Genomic DNA, 18,289 nt, shown 5'->3' on the forward strand with positions numbered 1-18,289 from the left:
ACATCGTCGCCATGCCAGACGTCGGCGTCCTTTCCGCGCACCTGCTCTCCGGGTTCCAGAAGGAACTCTTCACCCGCCTCGCCGAGGCGGGCCACGAGCACCTGCGTCCCCGCCACGGCGCCGTCATGGCCTACATCGCCCAGGACGGCACGCGCGCGAGCGAGCTGTCCGAACGCTCCGGCCAGCACAAGCAGGTCGTCGGCACGCTCATCGACGAGCTCGAACGCCTCGGCTACGTCGCCCGCCGGCCTGATCCCGCGGACCGCAGGGCGAAGCTGGTCGTGCCCACCGAACGCGGGCTCGACCAGATGGTCCAGGCCAGGAGGATCATCTCCGAGATCGAGGCCGGGCTCGCGGAACGCGTGGGCCAGGAACGGTTCGCCGAGTTCAAGAAGGTCTTCGCCGAGGTCTCGCGCGGCTACTAGCCGATCACGATGTCCTCGCGGTGCGCGGCGAGGAACTCCTTGAGCGTCAGCCACGCCGGCACGAGCTCACGGGTCTGCCCGGTGTCGCGGCGCGGCAGGATGTGCGTGTCGAACTCCGTGTAGTACTGGAGCATGTTCCCGATCTCCACCGCCTCGCGGAAGCCGAGCGCGCGGAAGTCGTTGTGCGACAGCGGCTCGTACCTGACGTCCTCACCGAGCACGTCGCTGAACGCCTGCGCGACCTCCTGGCCGGTCAGGTGCTCGACGCCGAGCCCGATCGTCTGCCCGATCGTCTTCTCCGGGTGCTTGAGCACGCTCACGATCGCCTTGCCGATGTCCTCGGCGGCGATTCCGGAGATCCGGCTCTCCCCCATCGGCAACGAGAGCACGAGCGACCCGTCGGCCGCCCGGTACGGGGCCATGCCACTCAGCAGGTTGTTCCAGTAGAACGACATCCGCACGTACGTCGTCGGAAGCCCCGCCTGCTCGAACAACGGGTCCGCCTCGCCGCCCTTCACGTCGAAGTGCGGCACCTTGTACTTCTCGTCGAGCGTGGGCATCCGGTCGTCGTCGAGCGAGATCACCTCGCGGGTGTCCTCCAGCGTCGACCACACGACGTGCTGCAGCCCCTTCGCGGCGGCTACGAGGTTCTTGACCTCTTCGAGTTCCTTGGCAGCCGACATGTGCGTGAAGAACGGCGTCACCAGGTAGGCGCCGTACGCCCCGTCGAACGCCTTCCGCAGGCTTTCGACGTCGTACAGGTCCGCCTGGACGACCTCGGCCCCCAGCGCGGCGACCTTCTGGGCCGCGGCCGACTCGGGGGTGCGAGCCAGGGCCCGCACCGCGAACTCGCCGTCGGCCAGCAACGCCCTGGCCACCGCGCCGCCCTGCTCGCCGGTCGCTCCCACCACAGCAATGATCTTCTTCTCGGTCATGCCCACACCATATAGTCACTTCTCAGTGACTATCAAGAAGAGTGACCAAAGCGACTGCGTGCCTCCTCGATCTCGCTCAGATACCGCGTCGTCCAGGCGCACATGGCGTCCACGGTCGCCCGCAACGCCTGCCCCGGCTCGGTGAGCGTGTAGTCGACCCGCGGCGGCACGGTCGGGTGCACGACGCGCGACACGAGGCCGTTGCGCTCCAGGAGCCGCAGGTTCTGGGTCAGCATCTTGTGGCTGATGCCGTCGACCTCCGTCTTCAGCTCGGTGAAGCGCTTCGTGGTGTCGCCGATGGTCTCGACTATCAGCAGCGCCCACTTGTTGGCGATGTCGGAGAAGATCTCGCGTGCCAGGGAATCCGCGCGGGCCAGATCGCCGCTGAGCTGCTTGCTCACCTCGTGGTGCCCCACTCTCGAAAAAGTGCGTTCTTCCAGGTTGGCTATCACTCTCCTACGGTGAGTGAGTAACCACAAGAGAGCCAACAGGAGAACCGCAATGGCCGTCACGCTCATCAACTCCGAAGAGCTGCCGCAGATCGACGTCTACCACCACGTGGCCGTCGCGAGCGGCGCGAAGACGATCTACCTGGCCGGGCAGGTCGCCTGGGACGCCGCGCCGGACCTCGCCACCCAGACCGAGCAGGCCTATGTGAACGTGCACACCGCACTGAAGGCCGCGGGGGCGTCGTTCGCGGACCTGGCCAGGGTCCGGGTGTACGTCGTGGACTGGACGCCCGACAAGATGCCGGCGCTCCTCGAGGGCCTCGAGAACGCCATGAAGGAGGTCGGTGAGACCGCGAAGCCGCCCGCCACGCTGATCGGCGTGGCCGCGCTGGACGTGCCCGAGCACCTGGTCGAGATCGAGGCCACGGCCGTGATCGACTGATCTGCCCACGGCTGCCGTCAGAACCGCTCGTTGGTGTCCGGCGCGATGAAGAACCCGTGTCCGGAGACGTCCTGCCTGCAACGGATGCCGGTCCGCTCAGCGCCGCAGGTGTAGCCGAGCGCGGTGAACGACGTGCCCGGCCGCAGGACGTCGCGTTCGTCCGGCGCACGGTCCGTCGGCGCGTACATGATGCCGCCGGCGCAGACGAAGTCGACCTTTCCTGTCGCATCGACGAACAGTCCGTTCCCCCAGCTCGGTCCGCCCTCCCGCGCACAGGTGGGCGGCGCGGGCGGCACCGGGTTCGTGCGTCCCTGGCACACGGCCTGGTCGCTGACGATCGCGCAGAGGTAGGTGCTGTCCGCCGAGGTGAAGAAGTAGAAGGGCGTGCCGCTGTACAGCTCGTGCCGGTACCGGTCCGCGGGCACGGCCGAGACGGTCGGGCTGGGCGGTGCGGTGACGCGTTCCGATCCCGGGTCGATCGTGGTGACCAGGCCCCAGTGGTCGGACTCGTGGCTCTTGATCTTCGCGGTGTCCCTGGTCTTCAGCCCGCGCGCGAGGATGTAGTCGATCCGGGCCGCGAACAGCTTCTTGAGCTCGTTGTTCGGCTGGCGGTTGCTCGTGGTTCCCAGGTCCTTGGCGACGTCGGTGTACCCGTACTTCTTCATGAACTCGGTCAGCGCGAAGACGGTGTCCGGCGACCGGCTCGGGACCGGGTACAGCTCGCCGGGGCTCTCCGGTTCGATCGACATCGAGTCGATCACCTGGTTGAAGTCGCCGGTGATGACCGCCGGGTTGGTGCGGGACTCGGTGAACCGCTGGAGGGCCTCGACGTCCTTCGCGCGGTCGGCGTCGCTGAAGTCCCGTTCCAGCGCCAGGTGGGTGTTGTAGACGTCGATCTTCCCGTGCTCGGTGGTGATCTCCGCGCCCTGGAACGACCGGCGGCCCTTGTCCGGCTTCGTCGTGGGCAACAGGATTCCCTGGTCCGGCTCCCCGTTGGGCAGCCCCTCGCCGTCGAGGGTGATCGGCCGTTGCGACCGGATCCCGGCACCGATGCGGATGAGCTGGGCGTTGCCGGCGGAGACGTCCCTCCAGATCGGTTCCTCGTTCTCCGCCTTGCCCTCGTAGTAGCTCGCCACGGTCGAGTGCGCCCAGTTCAGCTGCCACTCGGCCCCGGTCCGCTCGCTCAGCAGCGCGCGCAGGTCCCTGGCCGCGTTGACCGCCATCTCCTGCAGGTGCACCACGTCGGCGGGGTGCTTGAGGACGTCGTCCGCGAGCAGGCCGATGTCCTCGGGCGTGGCGTCCGTGCCGTCGGCGTTGCCCGGCTTCAGCTCGAACCCCATGGCGGCGTTCAGGTTCAGCACGGTCACGGACGTTTCGGCCGGTGGTGGCGCGGGTGGCGTGACCTCGTCCTTGCACCCGGCGACCAGTGCGACCGCGACGGCGAACGCCGCGTACTTCCTCGACCCCATGGCGGAACCCCCTCTGCGGGGCATGGTGCCATTCGGCGGAGGCCTCCCGCAGCCGATTGGAGGCCGGTCACTCATCTGCGCAGGCTGATCAACAACGCCAGCGCGGCCGACAACGCGATGAGCGTGCCGACGACCAGTTGGTTGAGCCAGACAGCCGCGCTGCCACCGTCCGTGCGCACCAACGCGACGACGATGAGGCACAACGCCAGCGTGATCGTCACGGGCCGGATGAGCGGCACGTCCAACGGGGCCATCGCGCGCACCATGCCGAGCAGCATGATCACGACGGCGATGCCCATGGACACCCAGTACGGGCGAAAGGCGTGCAGCGACGCGCCGAAGTGCAGGACCGGCGGTGCGGCGATCAGCCACACCCCCGCCAGGAAGGCGGTGACACCGGCCCTGCTCTCGACGGTTCGTCCGTGAAGGTCCCCCACGCGAGCAATTCTCACCTCTCGACGCGGTTCTGGGAACACCCACTATTCGTTCCGGTACGCCTTCATGTTGCGCAGCAACAGATAGGTGTCCTGCAGTTGCGCGGAGTCGTTGACGCTCCGGTAGATGCCCCACTTCGGATGCGCCTGGTCACCGCCCAGCCACGTGTCGAAACCGGAGCGCGAGGCGTTGACGATGGTCGTGCCGCCGTCCTTCAGCGAGTATCGCAGGCTGCCGGAGTCGGCGACCTTGATCTCGATCTCGACGTCGATCCACCGGTTGCGCAACGGCGCCAGCGGCGTGCTGCCGAGTTTCGCCTGGCCCGCGCCGAACAGTCTCATCTCGACGGTCTCCAGCGACCCCGAGCGGAACAACGACATGGTGACCACGGGTGAGTCCACGCCGGTGTGCTTGACCTGGAAGATGTGCGAGAAGCTGGTGGTGCCCTTCAACGAGGTCGGGATGTACATCTGGTAGTTGAAGCGCCAGGTCTCGCCCTTCTTCATGTCGTGCCGGGTGCCGCCGGTCTGGATCGCGCGCACCTCGTTGCGCTGCCGGTCGGCACCGTCCCGATCGGACTTGTGCATCACGAACCGGTACTGGTTGCTCTCGGCGAAGATGTGCGTGGCGGAGGGGTGCGAGTTCGAGCGGTCGTCCTCGATGCCGGCGAACGCGCCGAGGCCCGCCGAACCGGGGTTCGGGGCCCACTTCTGCACGAACGCCATCGCACCCACATCGGCTGATGCCACACCCGCGGCCAGTGGCGTGGCCGCGATGGCGAGCATCGCGGTGCGGCGGTTGAACAACTCCATCGGTGTTCCTCCTCGAACCAGGGCGGCGATTCGAGGCAGCGGTAGGCACACGATCTGCGACGGGCCTCCGGCGTGTCAAGGGCTCACGTCTGTGGAGAAATGGTGCAGATCCGGTGAAGGTGTTGCCGGGAAACGGGAGATGCCTCGGCGATCGGATCTAGCGTCGGCTGCATGGACACCGTGGACGTGCTCGTCGTCGGCGCCGGGCTGGCCGGCCTCAACACCGCGCGCCTGCTCGCCGAAGCAGGCCTCGACGTGGCCGTTTGTGAACGCAGGACCAGTCTGGAGACCGGCATCCGCACGACCGGGATCTTCGTCCGGCGCACCCTGGACGACTACGAGCTCCCGCACCTGGGCCCGGCGGTCCGGCGCGTGCTGCTCTACCCGCCGTCCGGCGAAAATCCGGTGGAGCTCCTGAGCCCGCGCGACGAGTTCCGCGTCGGTGACATGGAAGGCATCTACGCCACCGCGGTCGAGGAAGCCGAACGGGCGGGCGCGCGCGTCAGCCTGAACGCGAGCTACCCCGCGAAGTCCACGAAGGCCCGCTTCACGATCGGCGCGGACGGCGCCCGGTCCACCGTCGCCAAGAGCCTCGGCCTCGACGTCAACCGGCAGCTGATCACGGGCATCGAGGAGGTCTACCCGGTCCGCACCGGTGCGACGCCGACGTTCCACTGCGTGGTCGACCCGCGGCTCGCACCCGGTTACATCGCCTGGGTCATCGACGACGGCGAGCACGCGCACGTCGGGCTGGCGGGCCGCCCCGACCGGTTCACCGCGCCGCTCCCCCAGCTGCTGCGGCGGTTCCGCGACAGCTTCCCGACACCGGAGCCCACCGGCCCGGTGAAGCGCAGGGGCGGGCCGATCCCGGTCGGCGGGCTGCTGCGCCGGATCGTGTCACCACAGGGGTTGCTGGTCGGCGACGCGGCGGGTGCGGTCTCGCCGCTCACGGCGGGCGGGCTCGACCCGTGCATGCGGATGTCCGAGCTCGCGGCCTCGGTCACGTCCGACTACCTGCGCAGCGGCAACAGGTACGTGCTGGAGCACTACGACGGCGCGGCGATGCGGCGCCGTTACCTGCTGAGGTCCCAGCTGCGGCGCGGTCTGTCGCTCGTCCGCGGTCCGGGCCTCGCCGAGTTCGCGTTCACACTGCTGCGCACGCCGCCCGGGAAGGCCGTCGCCAAGAAGATCATGTTCAACTAGGAGATCCACCGGGACGCGCGTCGAGTGCGCGTCCCGGTGGACCGATCAGGCGGTCAGCAGAGTCAGCCCGTACGTGCGCAGGATCTCGTTGACGGGCTGGAACCAGGTGCGGCCACCACTTCCGCAGTTGCCGTAACCGCCGGACGTCACGCCCTGCGCCTGGTCACCGGTGATGAACGAGCCGCCGGAGTCGCCGCCCTCGGCGCACACGCTCGTCCCGACCATCTCGTAGACCGCGCCCTGCTGGTAGTTCACGGTCTCGTTGCGGCCCTGGATCACGCCGCAGTGCCAGTGCGTGGTCGAGCCCGAACGGCACACCGAGGTGCCGGGCGGGGCCTCCCACGAACCGCGCACCAGCGCGTCGCTCGTCTGGCCCCAGCCGAGCACGACCGGCACGTTCCACCAGCCGCCGCCGGTGCGCACCCAGCCGTAGTCGTTGGCGGGGAACGAAGAGCCGACGAACTCGCCCTGCCACGAACGGTCCCAGCCGTAGACGTTCCAGGCACCGACGTTGCAGTGGCCGGCGGTGACGTAGCCGCCGTGCACCGAGAAACCGATCGAGCAGCGGACGTTGCCCGTGTAGAACGGGTCACCGCCCACGGTGCCGGCCGCGAAGGTCTGCGGCCGCTGGACACCGGTCGTGTTGACGACGACGTCCTCGGGCAGCGCCGAGACGTCGGCACCCGGCAGGGCGTCGACGACCACGGCACCGCGCTGGACGTCGACCCGCCAGCCGGCGATGTCCTTCGACACCGCACCGGCCTTGGACAGTCCGTCGATGCCGGTCTTCACCGCGTTCAGGGACGCGAGGGACTTCGTCCGCAACACCGGCTTGGCACCGGTGGCGCGGACCGCATCGGCACGGGCCGGATCGGTGACGGCCACCTGGAGCTCGCCGTCGGCGTACCAGCTGCCGCCGTACGCCTCGGCGGCGGCCTGCTCGGCCGCCGGCGCGATCTTCAGCGCGACCTTCTCCTGGCGGATCCTGGTCAGCGCCTGCGCCTGGGTGATCCCGAGGTCGCGGCTCATGGCGTCGACGACGTCCGCCGACGCCGTCACAGCAGGGATGGTGATCGTGCTCAGCACGATCGCGGACACGGAAACCATGCGTAGCAGCATGTTCACTCCTACGGTGCCCAAGGTGAGCTCACGGCCCAGCTCACGTCTTGGTTGTACGAGGCAGGGTTGTCGTACACGTGCGCGCCGCCGTTCGAGGCGACCCAGACCTCCTCCTGGTAGTGCCGGATGTTGGTGCCGAGCTCGTTGACCGACTCCAGCCGCACACCGCCACTCCCCTGCTGCGCGCAGAAGGTCGCGTCGCGGCGGAACAGGTCGGTGTTGTCGTTGGCGCCGAGCCGCACGCGGAAGTCCGCGTGCCGCAGGAACTGCCCGGAGATGTTCCTGGCCTCGAACGAGTAGCAGGTCGGGTCGGCGAGACCACGGCGGACGACGAACGTCGCGTCCGACTTCAGCAGTGCGGCGCTGGAGGCGTTGACGACGTCCGTGCGCGCCAGGCCTTCACGGTGCCGCAGGTAGCGATCCGTGAAGCCGGGCGAGGTCACGCGGAACGAGCGGGCCTGGTCCAGCGGCAGGTCCGCACCGCTGCGCCACAACCCGGTGCCGATCGCCCAGGTGGAGTCCGCCGCGAAGGAACTCGCCGTGTCCCAGGGGTTCGGGCCGCCCGAGCGCGCCAGGTAGACGCCCTCGTTGAAGTGCCGCACGAAGGAACCGCGCACGTTGAACGACTCCAGCGCGGTGCCGCCCGAGCCTTCCCGCGCGCAGAACGTGGCATCGGCCGCGATCGTGCCGTTGTTCACGTCCGTGCGGATGCGTCCGTTGCTGTGCCTGAGGAACTGGCCGGGGAAGTTCCGCGACTCGAACGAGAGGCAGGCCGCGTCGGCGAGTCCGGGACGCGGGTGGAACGTGGCGTCCAGCCTGGCCAGGTCCGTGCTGATGACGTCGGTGCGGGCCAGTGAGTCCTGGTGGCGCAGGTAGCGGTTGGTGTAGCCGGTCGTGGTGACGCGCAACGACACCACGTCGTCCGGGCTGACCGCCGTGCCGCGGGCGACCGCGAGCACCCTCTGGTTGACGTCCCGCACCCGCGACTCGGTCATCTTCAGCACGCGCCGGTCGTAGGTGTAGAAGCCGTTGACCTCGTTCTCCACGTCGTAGGGCTCGGTGTAGACCATCGCGGACAACCCGCGTGTGTGGACGAGCCGCTGTACCTGCTTGATGACCTCCTCGTACCGCTTGGTGAGCGACTGCTCGTCCGGGTACAGGGCTCCGTAGGCGAATCCGGCGCCCGGCTGGTACTCGTGGCCGGCGACCCTGCGGCCGAGGCCGCCGAACTCGCCGAGCATCGCGACCCGGTTGCTGTCGGGCAGGCGGGTGTTGGCCGAGATCTGGTAGTGGTGGTCGTCGATCACGTCGCCGTTGCCGGGGTCGGGATCCGAGACGCAGCAGTTGGAACCCGAGTTGTGGTTGATGAGCCGGGTGTTGTCGATCGAGCGGACCAGGTTCACGATCCGGCCCGCGTCGTACTCGCCCCAGCCCTCGTTGAACGGCACCCACTGCACGATCGACGTGATGCCCTTGAGCTGGTCGATCATCCGGCGCAGCTCGGACTCGAAGTTCGCGTGCGAGTTCGGCGCCTCGTCGATCGAGTCGACGGACGGCATGTCCTGCCAGACCATCAGGCCGAGCCGGTCGGCGTGGTAGAACCAGCGTGCCGGTTCGACCTTGATGTGCTTGCGGACCATGTTGAACCCCAGCGCCTTCTGGCGTTCGAGGTCGAAGCGCAGCGCCTCGTCGGTCGGCGCGGTGTAGATGCCGTCCGGCCAGTAGCCCTGGTCCAGCGTGCCGCTCTGGAAGACGAACTTCCCGTTCAGCAACGGCCGCATGACGCCGCCGACCATCGCCTTGCCGAGCGAGCGCATGCCGAAGTAGCCCGTCACGGCGTCCCCGCCGGCCAGCGTCACGCGCAGGTCGTAGAGGAACGGGTCGTCGGGCGACCACAGCCGGGCGTTCGGCACCGGCACCCGCAGCGAGCTACCGGTCGTGCCGGTCTGCCTGCCGACCACCTGACCGCCGCTGAGCACCTCGGCGGTGACCGGCTGGCCCGCGGTGCCCTGCACGACCAGGTCGAGCGCGCCCGCACCGACGTTCGGGGTGGTGTCGAGACGCGTGATGTTCGCGGCCCGCACCGGTTCCAGCCAGACCGTCTGCCAGATGCCGGACGCCGCGGTGTAGAAGATCCCGCTCGGGTCGCGACGCTGCTTGCCGATCGGGTAGCGGCTGCCGTCGACCGTCGAGGTGACGCCGACGACGATCTCGTTCGTGCCGGCCGCCAGCGCCGAGGTGATGTCGAACGAGAACGCGTCGAAGCCGCCGGTGTGCGTGCCGACCTGCCTGCCGTTGACCCAGACCCGCGTCTCCCAGGTCACCGCACCGAAGTTGAGCTTCACCTGACGACCGTTCCAAGAGGACGGAACGGTGAAGGTGCGGCGGTAGAACATGTTGTCCTCGTGCCGCTTGATCCCCGACAGCGCGGACTCGATCGGGTACGGCACGAGCACGCCCTCGGCCAGTGGCCGGCCGATGGGCGGGTTGCTCAGGTTCGGTGCCCCGGCGAACTCCCAGACACCGTTGAGGTTCTGCCACTCCGGGCGCTGGAGCTGCGGTCGCGGGTACTCGGGCAGGGCGTTGGCCGGCGACACCTGGGAGGTCCAGGGTGTCGAGAGCGGAGGGACTTTCGGTACCCACTCCGCGGCGTGCGCTGTGGGTGTCAGGAAGGTTGCTGTGATCAGGATCGAGACCATCACGCCCAGGACGCGTCTGGTCATGGCTCTCCTATCTTCGCAATATTCGCTGCAGGACGACGACGATGAGCAAGAACACGCCGCTGACCACCGACTGGTAGTTGCTGTCGAGCGTGCCGATCTGGTTGATGACGTTCTGGATGACCTTGATCAGGCCGACGCCGATCACGGTGCCGAGGATCGTGCCCATGCCACCGGTCAGCAGGGTTCCGCCGATGACGACGACCGCGATGGCGTCCAGTTCGAGGCCGACGCCGATGACCGTGACGCCCGACTGCAGATAAGCGGCGGTCAAGGCGCCGGCGAGACCCGCCAGCGTGCCGCTCATCGTGTAGACGAGGACCTTGGTCTTCGCGACGGGCACGCCCAGCAGGACCGCCGACTGCTCGGCGCCGCCGGTCGCGAACACGTTCTGGCCGAAGTTGGTGCGGTTGAGGACCATGCCGCCCAGGACGGCGAGCACGGCCGCGACGAAGATCGGGTAGCCGAAGCCGAAGACCGTGCCGCGGCCCAGTTCGACGAACGCGCTGTCCGCCGGGATCTGGTAGGTGTTGGCGCCCTCGTCGGTGATCGCCAGCAGGAGGCCGCGGGCGAACAGCAGCGACGCCAGCGTGACGATGAACGGCGCCATGTTCGTTCGGGCGATCAGCAGGCCGTTGATCAGGCCGATCAACCCGCACACCACCAGTGGCAGTGCCAGCGCGGCCAGGAACCCGTACTGAGAGCCCCAGGCCGCGAGCACGCCGCCGAGGGCGTAGAGCGAGCCGACGGACAGGTCGATGCCGCCCGTGATGATCACGAACGTCATCCCGATCGCGATCACCACGAGGAACGAGCCCTGCAGGGCGAGGTCGCGCAGGTTGTCGAGGCTGCCGAAGCGCGGGAAGACCAGCCAGGACACCGCGACCATCAGCACGAGGGCCACGGCGGCGCCCTGGCGTTGCAGGACCTTCGTCCTGGTCGCCTTGGGCAACACCGCCCCGTGCTGCCTACTCGTTTCAGACACAGTCATCGGCGCTCCCGTGCCACGTACACGGCGGCGATGATGATCGCGGCCTGGATCATCTGCGCGATCGAGTCCGGCAGGTTGTGCTTGATCAGGGTGGCCCGGACGAGCTGCATGAGGATCACGCCGAACACCGTGCCGAGCACGCGGACCTTGCCCCCGGTGAGCGGGGTGCCGCCGACGACCACCGCGGTGATCGCGGACAGCTCCATCAGCAGCCCCATGTCCGCCGGGTCGCTGGCGGCGAGCCGGGAGGTGGCCAGCACGCCCGCGATCGCCGCGAGCACGCCGGTGATCGCGTAGACGCCGATCAGCACCCGGTTGACCGGCAGTCCCGCGAGCGTGGCCGCCTTGCGGTTGCCGCCGATCGCGACGAGCTGGCGCCCGAACGTGGTGCGGTTCGTGAGGCCCGCGACGACGAGTGCGAGCAGACCCGCGATCAGCACGCTGATCGGGATGCCGGCCACGTCACCGGTGCCGAGCTCCAGGAACGTCTCGTCGTGCAGCTGCACGAGCTGCCCGTCCGCGATGACCAGCGCCAGGCCCCGTCCGCCGACCAGCAACGCCAGTGTGGCGACGATCGGCTGGATGCCGACCCTGGCGACGAGGAACCCGTTGAACGCTCCCGCCAGCACGCCGACGACGAGCGCCATCACGATGGCCACGAGCGGCCCGGCGCCGAGGTAGAGCGGGATGACCGCGGCGGCCAGCGCCATCACCGCGCCGACGCTCAGGTCGACGCCCTCGGTGCCGATCACCAGCGCCATGCCGAGCGCGACGATCAGCACGGGCGCGGCCTGCACGAGCTGGGTCGTGAAGTTGCCCAGCGTCAGGAAGTTGGCCGTGAAAAGGGCGTTGAACAGCAGCAGCACGGCGACGGCGACGTAGACACCGTTGTCCTGCAACCAGCGCGTCCGCGCCGCGGTGGTGCTAGCGGCTGTCCTGGTGGCTGCCTGCGTGGTCTCCTGAGTCATCCATCACCTCCGCCGCGATGGCCGCGAGCACGTGTTCACGGGTGAGCTGGTCTCCTTCGAGTTCGCCCGCGACGGAGCCGTCGCGCAGCACGACGAGCCGGTCGGCGCCGTCGAGCAGTTCGTCCAGTTCGGAGCTGATCAGCAGCACCGCCAGGCCTTCCCCAGCGAGTTCGTCGATCAGCTCCTGCACCTCGGCCTTGGCGCCGACGTCGATGCCGCGCGTCGGTTCGTCGAGGAGCAGGATCTTGGGTTCAGTGCACAACCACCTGGCGAGCAGCACCTTCTGCTGGTTGCCGCCGGACAGTTCCGCGACCTTCTGCTCCGGGCTCGACACCTTGATGCGCAGGCGCTTGATGAAGGTGTCGACGATCCGGTCCTGCCTGGACCTGCTGGTCACGCCGAATCGGCTGAGCCTCGGCAGTGCCGCCAGCACGATGTTCTCGCGCACGGACAGGTTCGGGATGATCCCCTCGGTCTTGCGGTCCTCCGCGAGCATGCTGATGCCCGCCCTCATCGACGCCTTCACGTTGTGCGCCACCGGCTTGCCCGCCACGAGCACGGTGCCGCGGTCGAGCGGGAGCGCGCCGATGATCGCCTTCGCGGTCTCGGTGCGGCCCGATCCGAGCAGACCGGCGAGGCCGACGACCTCACCGGGCCGGATCGACACGCCGACGCCACCGATGCGTGGCTTGCTCGTGAGGTCTCGAGCTTCCAGCACCGGCTGCGTGTCGGCCTGGTGACCTTCGCCGAACGCCGTGGTGCCGTGTTTCTCGATCTCCTTGACCGACCTGCCGAGCATCAGCGAGACCAGTTCGATGCGCGGAAGTTCTTCGAGCGGGCCGCTGTGAACGTTCACACCGTCTCGGAGGACCGTGACGGTGTCGCAGATCCGGTAGAGCTCGTCCATGCGGTGGCTGACGTAGATGATCGCGATGCCCGCCTCGTGGAGCTTCCGCACGACGCCGAGCAGCGTCTCGACCTCGCGCGGTTCCAGCGACGACGTGGGCTCGTCCATGATCACGACGTCCGCGTCCGCCGCGACCGCCCTGGCCAGCGCGACCATCTGCTGCTCACCGACCGCGAGCGTCCCGAGCGGACTGCTCACGTCCGCCGTGATGCCGTAGCCCCGCAGGAGCTCCGCGGCGTCGGCGTCGCGGCGGGCTCGGTCGATCAGCCCGAACCGGTTGCGCGGCTCGCGGCCGAGGAACAGGTTGGCGGACACGCTCATCAGCGGGACGAGGTTCACCTCCTGGTAGATCGTGGAGATGTGCCCGTTGCGGGTGACGGAGCCGGCATCCGGGGTGTGGATGCCGGTCAGCACCTTGATCAGCGTCGACTTGCCGGCTCCGTTCTCCCCTACCAGCGCGTGGATCTCGCCGCGCTGGAGCGTGAAGTCCACGTCGCCGAGTGCCCGGACGCCGGCGAACGTCTTCGTCACGCCGGCGACCTCGATCACCGGATCAGTAGGCATTGCCGAGCTTCTGCGCCGCGTTCGCCGAGTCGTACTCGTCGTCGGAGATCACGATGTTCTGCGGGATCTCGTCGCCCTTGCCGAACTTCTCCAGCGTGTCGAACGCGAGCGGGCCGAAGCGCGGGTTGGACTCGACCACGGCGGTGTAGCTGCCGTCCGCGATGAGCTGCACGGCGTTGCGCGTGCCGTCGACGGACACGATCTTGATGTCCTTGCCCGGCTGCTTGCCGGCGGCCTTGAGAGCGGTGACGGCGCCGATGCCCATCTCGTCGTTCTCGGCGTAGACGGCGGTGATGTCCGGGTTGCTCTGGATCAGCTGTTCCATCACGGCCTGGCCCTTGGACCTGTCGAACTCGCCGGTCTGCTCGGCGACGACGGTGAGGCCGGGGGTGCCGGCGATGCCGTCCTTGAAGCCCTTGGTGCGGTCGACCGTGACGTTGTTGCCCGAGGCACCGAGCAGGATCGCGACCTTGCCCGTGCCGCCGGTCGCCTTGATCATCTGCTGGGCGGCGCGCTTGCCCTGTTCGACGAAGTCGGAGCCGATGAACGTGAGGTAGTCGGTGCAGGGCTTCGACGTGACCTTGCGGTCGATCGTGATGACCGGCACCTGCTTGGCCTTGGCCGCGTCGAACGCGGGCTGCAGGCCGTCGGAGTTGAGCGGCGCGACGATCAGCAGCTTCGCCCCGCGGTCGATCATCGACTTGATGTCGCTGATCTGCTTGTTCAGGTCGCTCTGCGCGTTCGTGTAGAGCAGTTCGGCTCCCCGCTTCGCGGCCTCGTCCCTGATCGACGCGGTCTCCGCGGTGCGGAACGGGTTGGCTTCCTTCTCCGACTGGGAGAAGCCGACCACCGCGCCCTTGACGTCGACCTGCGGGTAGCCGGTCGTGCTCCGCGCACAGCCGGGGCCGGCACTCTGGTTCTGCGCGGCAGACGCGGCGGGCCCTCCACTGGTCGCGGTCGTCGGGGTTTCCCTGCTGGTGCACCCCGTCACGAGCAAGGCTGCGACGGCGATGAGCAACATGCGAGACATCGTTGGCTCCTACACGGCGGGCTATGCGTGGACGCGCTCTCAGGCGCTAGATTTGCATCGTTGTTCCAACGTTGTAAAGACTGGGGACTTCCCGGTACTTTTCCCGGTACTTCTTTGGAGGCTGTGTTGGCCACGCTCAAGGACGTCGCTCGGCTGGCGGGCGTCTCGGTGAAGACCGTGTCGAACGTGGTCAACGGCTACTCGTTCGTGAAACCGGACAACCGCCGCCGCGTCGAGGAGGCGCTGGAGGCGACCGGCTACCGCCCGAACCTGGGCGCCCGCAATCTGCGCCGCGGCCGCACCGGTTTCATCGCCCTGGTCCTGCCCGAGCTCTCGATCCCGTACTTCGCCGAGCTCGCCGGTCTCGTCATCGCCGCCGCCCAGGACCACGAGTGGAACGTGCTGATCGAGCAGACGTTCGGCACCCTGGCAGGCGAACGCTCCGCACTGGCCTCCCTGGGCCCGCACCTGGTGGACGCCGCGATCCTCAGCCCGGAGGCCCTGCAGGTGGACGACTTCCAGCTGCCCGTCCCCGCCGTCCTGCTGGGCGAGCACGCCGTCGACGTCCCGATCTCCCGCGTGGGCATCGACAACGTGGCCGCGGCCCAGGCCGCCGTCCGCCACCTGATCTCGCTGGGCCACCAGCGCATCGCCGCGATCGGCGCCCACCCCCACCGAGGCACAGCCGCCCTGCGCCTGGAGGGCTACCGCCGAGCCCTGGCCGAAGCCTCACTGCCGTTCGTCGACGAACTCGTGGTCCCCGCGCTGAACTACCACCGAGCGGACGGCGCCGCCGCGATGAGGTCGTTGCTGGACCTGCGCAACCCCCCGGACGCCGTGTTCTGCTTCAACGACCTCCTGGCCATCGGCGCCATGCGAGCGGCCGGCGAACGTTTCGTGCGCGTCCCCCAGGACCTCGCCGTCGTCGGCTTCGACAACAACGAGGAAAGCGTTTACAGCTCCCCGTCGCTCACGTCCGTCGCCCCCGACAAGGCCGCCATCGCCCAGGCCGCCGTCGACCTGCTGCACCGGCGCGTCGAGTCCGGCGACGCCCTCGAGAACGTGGAGACGCCGTTCTCCTTGCAGGTGAGGGAAAGCACCGTGGCCCGGTGAAGGTCGCCCGGGCCACGTCGTGATGGCTGCAGCAGGATCACGACAACGGGCAGGTGGCCACGTCGGCCGGCCGAGGCAAGGTCGCCGACCGAGGCGGCTCCACCCCGTCCAGCCACCGCTCCAGAGCCACGAACGCCGCCCGATGACAAGGCGCAAGGGGCCGCAACCGATCCGGATGGGCGTCGACCAGCCCATCCACGTGCGTCCCCTGCTCCACCCGGTAGTACCGGTGCAACCGGGCAGGCGTCATACCCGCGTACACGTCCGAGTCCTGACTGATTGGCAACAGCACGTCATAGGTCCCGTGCACAGTCAGCAAAGGCCGCTTAACCTTCCCGGTCAACGCAACCTTCGACACCGCAGGCCCAGCAACACGACGCCGCGCCGCGTACGAGTAGTCCGCATCGCAGGCAGGTGCACCGGGAGCGCAGAAAGGCACGCCGGCCAGCAGATCCCCGTCGAACCCGGGATCGAACTCCTCGCGGTAGATCCGCTGCGTCAGGTCCCAGTAGTAGCGGTAGTGGTAGTCCCACAGGAACTCCGTGCCGGCTGGAAAGCCCGCCGCGACCATGGCCTCGTGCGCGCCCGGTTCGCCCGCCAGGTAGGCCGGGTAGGCGCGGAGCACGGGTGGCAGGAACGTCAGCGGGTTCGGGCCCTTGACCGTCCACAGCGTCCCCTCCCAGTCGACGCCGCCGTCGTAGAGGTGCGGGCGGTTCTCCAGTTGCCAGCGGACCAGGTAGCCGCCGTTGGAGATGCCGGTGGCGATGGTTCGGCGCGGGGTTCGGCCGTAGCGTTGCGAGACAACGGACTTCGCCGCGATGGTGAGCTGGGTGAAGCGGTGGTTCCACTCCTCCATGGCGCGGCCGTCGCGGTAGAACTGGGCTCCGGTGTTGCCCTTGTCGGTGGAGGCGAAGGCGTAGCCGCGGGACAGGACCCAGTCGGAGATCGCGCGGTCGTTGGCGTACTGCTCGCGGACGCCCGGGGCGCCGGTGACGACCAGACCGCCGTTCCAGTGGTCGGGCAGTCTGACCACGAACTGGGAGTCGTGCCAGCCGTGGTTGGTGTTGGTGCGCGAGGTGTCCGGGAAGTAGCCGTCGATCTGGATGCCAGGAACCGCGGCGGGGACGGGCAGGGCGGTGCTCGTGAGGCCCGCCCAGTCCGCCGGGTCGGTGTGGCCGGTGGCCGTGAGGCCGGTCGTGGTGAGGTCGGCGAGACGGGCGAGTCGCTGGTGCTCGGCGCCGGGGACCGTCATCACGGACGTCGGCGGGGTCAGTGCGAGCACCAGTACCAGCGGGAGCAACATAGCTGGTCAAGCTAGTGGTGAGGGGGCGGCGGCGACATGGTCGTCTCCCACACAAGACCTGCTTTGAAAGTGGTGAAGCCGAACAGGTCCAGCACGCGGCGGACCTGCGGCTGGGTGTGGTGCACTGTGAACGACTTGCCGTTGTGGTGGGCCGCGCAGAGCAGGAGCAGCAACGTGCGCAGGCCGCCCGCGGACAGGAACGTCACCTCGGCCAGGTCGATCGCGACGCGGTCTGTGGTCGTGTCCGTGATGCCGGGCAGCACGGCCGCGAAGAACACGTCACAAGTTGTCATGTCCATCTCGCCCTGACAGGTGGCCACGAAGCGGGTTCCGGAGCGTTCTGTCCGCACGGTGAACGGACTGGTCTCGCAGGCGGTCATGAACCACTTCACCGCACTGCGAGCGCGGACGATAGCAGCGGAAACGAAGTCCGGAACCGGAAAACGAAGCGCCTCAACCTGACCGCAGGGTCTTCGACGGCGACACGTCGTACGCGGCACGGTAGTGCGCGGCGAAGACACTCGGACGGGCGTAACCCCATCTGGCCGCGATCTCGGTGACAGAACCGTTGCCCGCCCTCAGGTCTTCATGGGCGCACGACAGACGCACACCCCGCAGATAGGCCATCGGTGTCGTGGCGAGGTGGCGGCGGAAAGCGAGTTGCAGCGCACGGATGGACACGCGAGCCGCACGCGCTATGTCGGCGGCCGAGATGTCCGTCTCGGCGTTGTCCTCGATGAACGTGACCGCACGACGCAGGCTTCTCGGGTGCGCGTCACGCCGGTCACCAGGTGTCGGCGCGGCGTGTGCGGTGTTCGGAAACGCGGCGAGGGTGGTGCTCACCAGCAGGCGGATCGCGTTCGCCGTCACCAGTGGGTTGTCGACGAAGTGCGGCAGCACCTCGTCGCGCAGGTGCGCGCAGGTGGACCACCACAGTGCCGCGTCCTGGGCCGAGGCCGGGCGGAAACCGTCGAACCGAACACCGTCGGCCACCTCGTCGATCAGCGACTGGGTGAGCGTGACCGTCGACAGCCACGGGTTGCGGATCGCCCCGATGAAGGGACTTTCGGGTGGTGCGCACAGGAACGCGTCACCGGACATCCAGAAGCGGTCCTCGCCACCCGAACGGTAGTAGACCATCCCGGCGCCCAAGTGCCCGAAGACGAAGTTGTTCATCGGGTCGACGCTGACCTCCAGCGCGATGCGCCCGTGCAGCTCGTCGAAGCGGACGTGCCCGTGTATTCGCGACGACATCCACATGTGGGGGTTCTCGATGCCGGCGTTGAGACGCATCTGGCCGTAAGCCGCGTTCAACACCTCGTGCGCCGCGTCCAAGTCCGCCACCTCGACGACCCGTTCCACGTGCTGCACGATCCTCGCCCGTCCCCCCGGTGTCCATCGCCA

Annotated in this window: 18 protein-coding genes; 4 read left to right on the forward strand and 14 right to left on the reverse strand. The window is 68.5% G+C overall.

Annotated features, from left to right (window positions below; all coding sequences use genetic code 11):
• Positions 1 to 11 precede the first annotated feature (11 nt).
• Positions 12 to 425, forward strand: a complete 414-nt coding sequence (locus DFR72_RS23275) for a MarR family winged helix-turn-helix transcriptional regulator (protein WP_090065232.1) — start codon at positions 12 to 14, stop codon at positions 423 to 425.
• On the opposite strand, the gene DFR72_RS23280 is transcribed toward DFR72_RS23275, so the two are convergent.
• Together DFR72_RS23280 and DFR72_RS23285 are read right to left on the reverse strand one after the other, a co-directional pair.
• On the reverse strand, positions 422 to 1,360 hold the full coding sequence (locus DFR72_RS23280) for an NmrA/HSCARG family protein (RefSeq protein ID WP_090064851.1): 939 nt from the start codon (positions 1,358 to 1,360) through the stop codon (positions 422 to 424). The genes DFR72_RS23275 and DFR72_RS23280 overlap by 4 nt on opposite strands.
• Before the next feature lie 32 nt (positions 1,361 to 1,392).
• Entirely contained in the window at positions 1,393 to 1,776 is a 384-nt protein-coding gene (locus DFR72_RS23285; protein ID WP_245983388.1) for a winged helix-turn-helix transcriptional regulator, read from the reverse strand.
• Positions 1,777 to 1,861: 85 nt separating this feature from the next.
• Here DFR72_RS23285 and DFR72_RS23290 point away from each other — a divergent pair, with 85 nt between their 5' ends.
• A complete protein-coding gene (locus DFR72_RS23290) occupies positions 1,862 to 2,251 on the forward strand; it encodes a RidA family protein (RefSeq protein WP_090064853.1) in 390 nt (129 codons plus the stop codon).
• 17 nt (positions 2,252 to 2,268) lie between these two features.
• Here the strand turns inward: DFR72_RS23290 and DFR72_RS23295 are convergent, their stop codons facing one another.
• The 3 genes from DFR72_RS23295 to DFR72_RS23305 form a co-directional block, all read right to left on the reverse strand.
• The gene (locus tag DFR72_RS23295) at positions 2,269 to 3,720 is read right to left on the reverse strand and encodes an endonuclease/exonuclease/phosphatase family protein (RefSeq protein WP_170176362.1); all 1,452 of its coding nucleotides are present in this window, start codon (positions 3,718 to 3,720) and stop codon (positions 2,269 to 2,271) included.
• Positions 3,721 to 3,791: 71 nt separating this feature from the next.
• On the reverse strand, positions 3,792 to 4,157 hold the full coding sequence (locus DFR72_RS23300; RefSeq protein ID WP_090064855.1) for a hypothetical protein: 366 nt from the start codon (positions 4,155 to 4,157) through the stop codon (positions 3,792 to 3,794).
• A 42-nt stretch (positions 4,158 to 4,199) separates the two neighbouring features.
• Positions 4,200 to 4,967 carry a heparin lyase I family protein gene (locus DFR72_RS23305; RefSeq protein WP_090064856.1) on the reverse strand — a complete coding sequence of 256 codons (768 nt, stop codon included), beginning with the start codon at positions 4,965 to 4,967 and terminating at the stop codon, positions 4,200 to 4,202.
• A 171-nt stretch (positions 4,968 to 5,138) separates the two neighbouring features.
• Between DFR72_RS23305 and DFR72_RS23310 the strand changes: the two genes are divergently transcribed.
• Entirely contained in the window at positions 5,139 to 6,170 is a 1,032-nt protein-coding gene (locus DFR72_RS23310) for an FAD-dependent oxidoreductase (RefSeq protein ID WP_090064857.1), read from the forward strand.
• A gap of 45 nt (positions 6,171 to 6,215) precedes the next feature.
• On the opposite strand, the gene DFR72_RS23315 is transcribed toward DFR72_RS23310, so the two are convergent.
• From DFR72_RS23315 to DFR72_RS23340, 6 genes are read right to left on the reverse strand one after another with little or no spacing between them, the layout of a single operon-like run.
• Positions 6,216 to 7,289: a S1 family peptidase gene (locus DFR72_RS23315; RefSeq protein ID WP_090065233.1), complete on the reverse strand. Its 1,074-nt coding sequence runs from the start codon at positions 7,287 to 7,289 to the stop codon at positions 6,216 to 6,218.
• A gap of 8 nt (positions 7,290 to 7,297) precedes the next feature.
• Positions 7,298 to 10,012, reverse strand: a complete 2,715-nt coding sequence (locus tag DFR72_RS23320) for an AbfB domain-containing protein (protein ID WP_090064858.1) — start codon at positions 10,010 to 10,012, stop codon at positions 7,298 to 7,300.
• Between the two features lie 7 nt (positions 10,013 to 10,019).
• A complete protein-coding gene (locus tag DFR72_RS23325) occupies positions 10,020 to 11,000 on the reverse strand; it encodes an ABC transporter permease (RefSeq protein ID WP_090064859.1) in 981 nt (326 codons plus the stop codon).
• Complete coding sequence (locus DFR72_RS23330) at positions 10,997 to 11,968, reverse strand: ABC transporter permease (RefSeq protein WP_090064860.1); 972 nt, start codon at positions 11,966 to 11,968, stop codon at positions 10,997 to 10,999. Before DFR72_RS23330 ends, DFR72_RS23325 begins: the two co-directional genes overlap by 4 nt.
• Positions 11,925 to 13,439, reverse strand: coding sequence for a sugar ABC transporter ATP-binding protein (locus tag DFR72_RS23335; RefSeq protein WP_090064861.1), 1,515 nt, complete (start codon positions 13,437 to 13,439; stop codon positions 11,925 to 11,927). Before DFR72_RS23335 ends, DFR72_RS23330 begins: the two co-directional genes overlap by 44 nt.
• Complete coding sequence (locus DFR72_RS23340) at positions 13,429 to 14,469, reverse strand: ABC transporter substrate-binding protein (protein ID WP_090064862.1); 1,041 nt, start codon at positions 14,467 to 14,469, stop codon at positions 13,429 to 13,431. Before DFR72_RS23340 ends, DFR72_RS23335 begins: the two co-directional genes overlap by 11 nt.
• Positions 14,470 to 14,592: 123 nt before the next feature.
• On the opposite strand from DFR72_RS23340, the gene DFR72_RS23345 reads away from it, so the two are divergent.
• A complete protein-coding gene (locus DFR72_RS23345; RefSeq protein WP_090064863.1) occupies positions 14,593 to 15,582 on the forward strand; it encodes a LacI family DNA-binding transcriptional regulator in 990 nt (329 codons plus the stop codon).
• 37 nt (positions 15,583 to 15,619) lie between these two features.
• Here the strand turns inward: DFR72_RS23345 and DFR72_RS23350 are convergent, their stop codons facing one another.
• The 3 genes from DFR72_RS23350 to DFR72_RS23360 all read right to left on the reverse strand — a co-directional run bounded on the left by DFR72_RS23350 (position 15,620) and on the right by DFR72_RS23360 (position 18,247).
• Complete coding sequence (locus DFR72_RS23350) at positions 15,620 to 16,885, reverse strand: tannase/feruloyl esterase family alpha/beta hydrolase (protein ID WP_090064864.1); 1,266 nt, start codon at positions 16,883 to 16,885, stop codon at positions 15,620 to 15,622.
• Between the two features lie 11 nt (positions 16,886 to 16,896).
• The gene (locus DFR72_RS23355) at positions 16,897 to 17,265 is read right to left on the reverse strand and encodes an STAS domain-containing protein (protein ID WP_114773737.1); all 369 of its coding nucleotides are present in this window, start codon (positions 17,263 to 17,265) and stop codon (positions 16,897 to 16,899) included.
• A 73-nt stretch (positions 17,266 to 17,338) separates the two neighbouring features.
• Positions 17,339 to 18,247 (reverse strand): helix-turn-helix transcriptional regulator, encoded by a 909-nt coding sequence (locus tag DFR72_RS23360; RefSeq protein WP_170176364.1) that lies wholly within the window; start codon positions 18,245 to 18,247, stop codon positions 17,339 to 17,341.
• Positions 18,248 to 18,289 lie beyond the last annotated feature (42 nt).

Source organism: Lentzea flaviverrucosa (assembly GCF_003350445.1).
GTDB lineage: Bacteria > Actinomycetota > Actinomycetes > Mycobacteriales > Pseudonocardiaceae > Lentzea > Lentzea californiensis.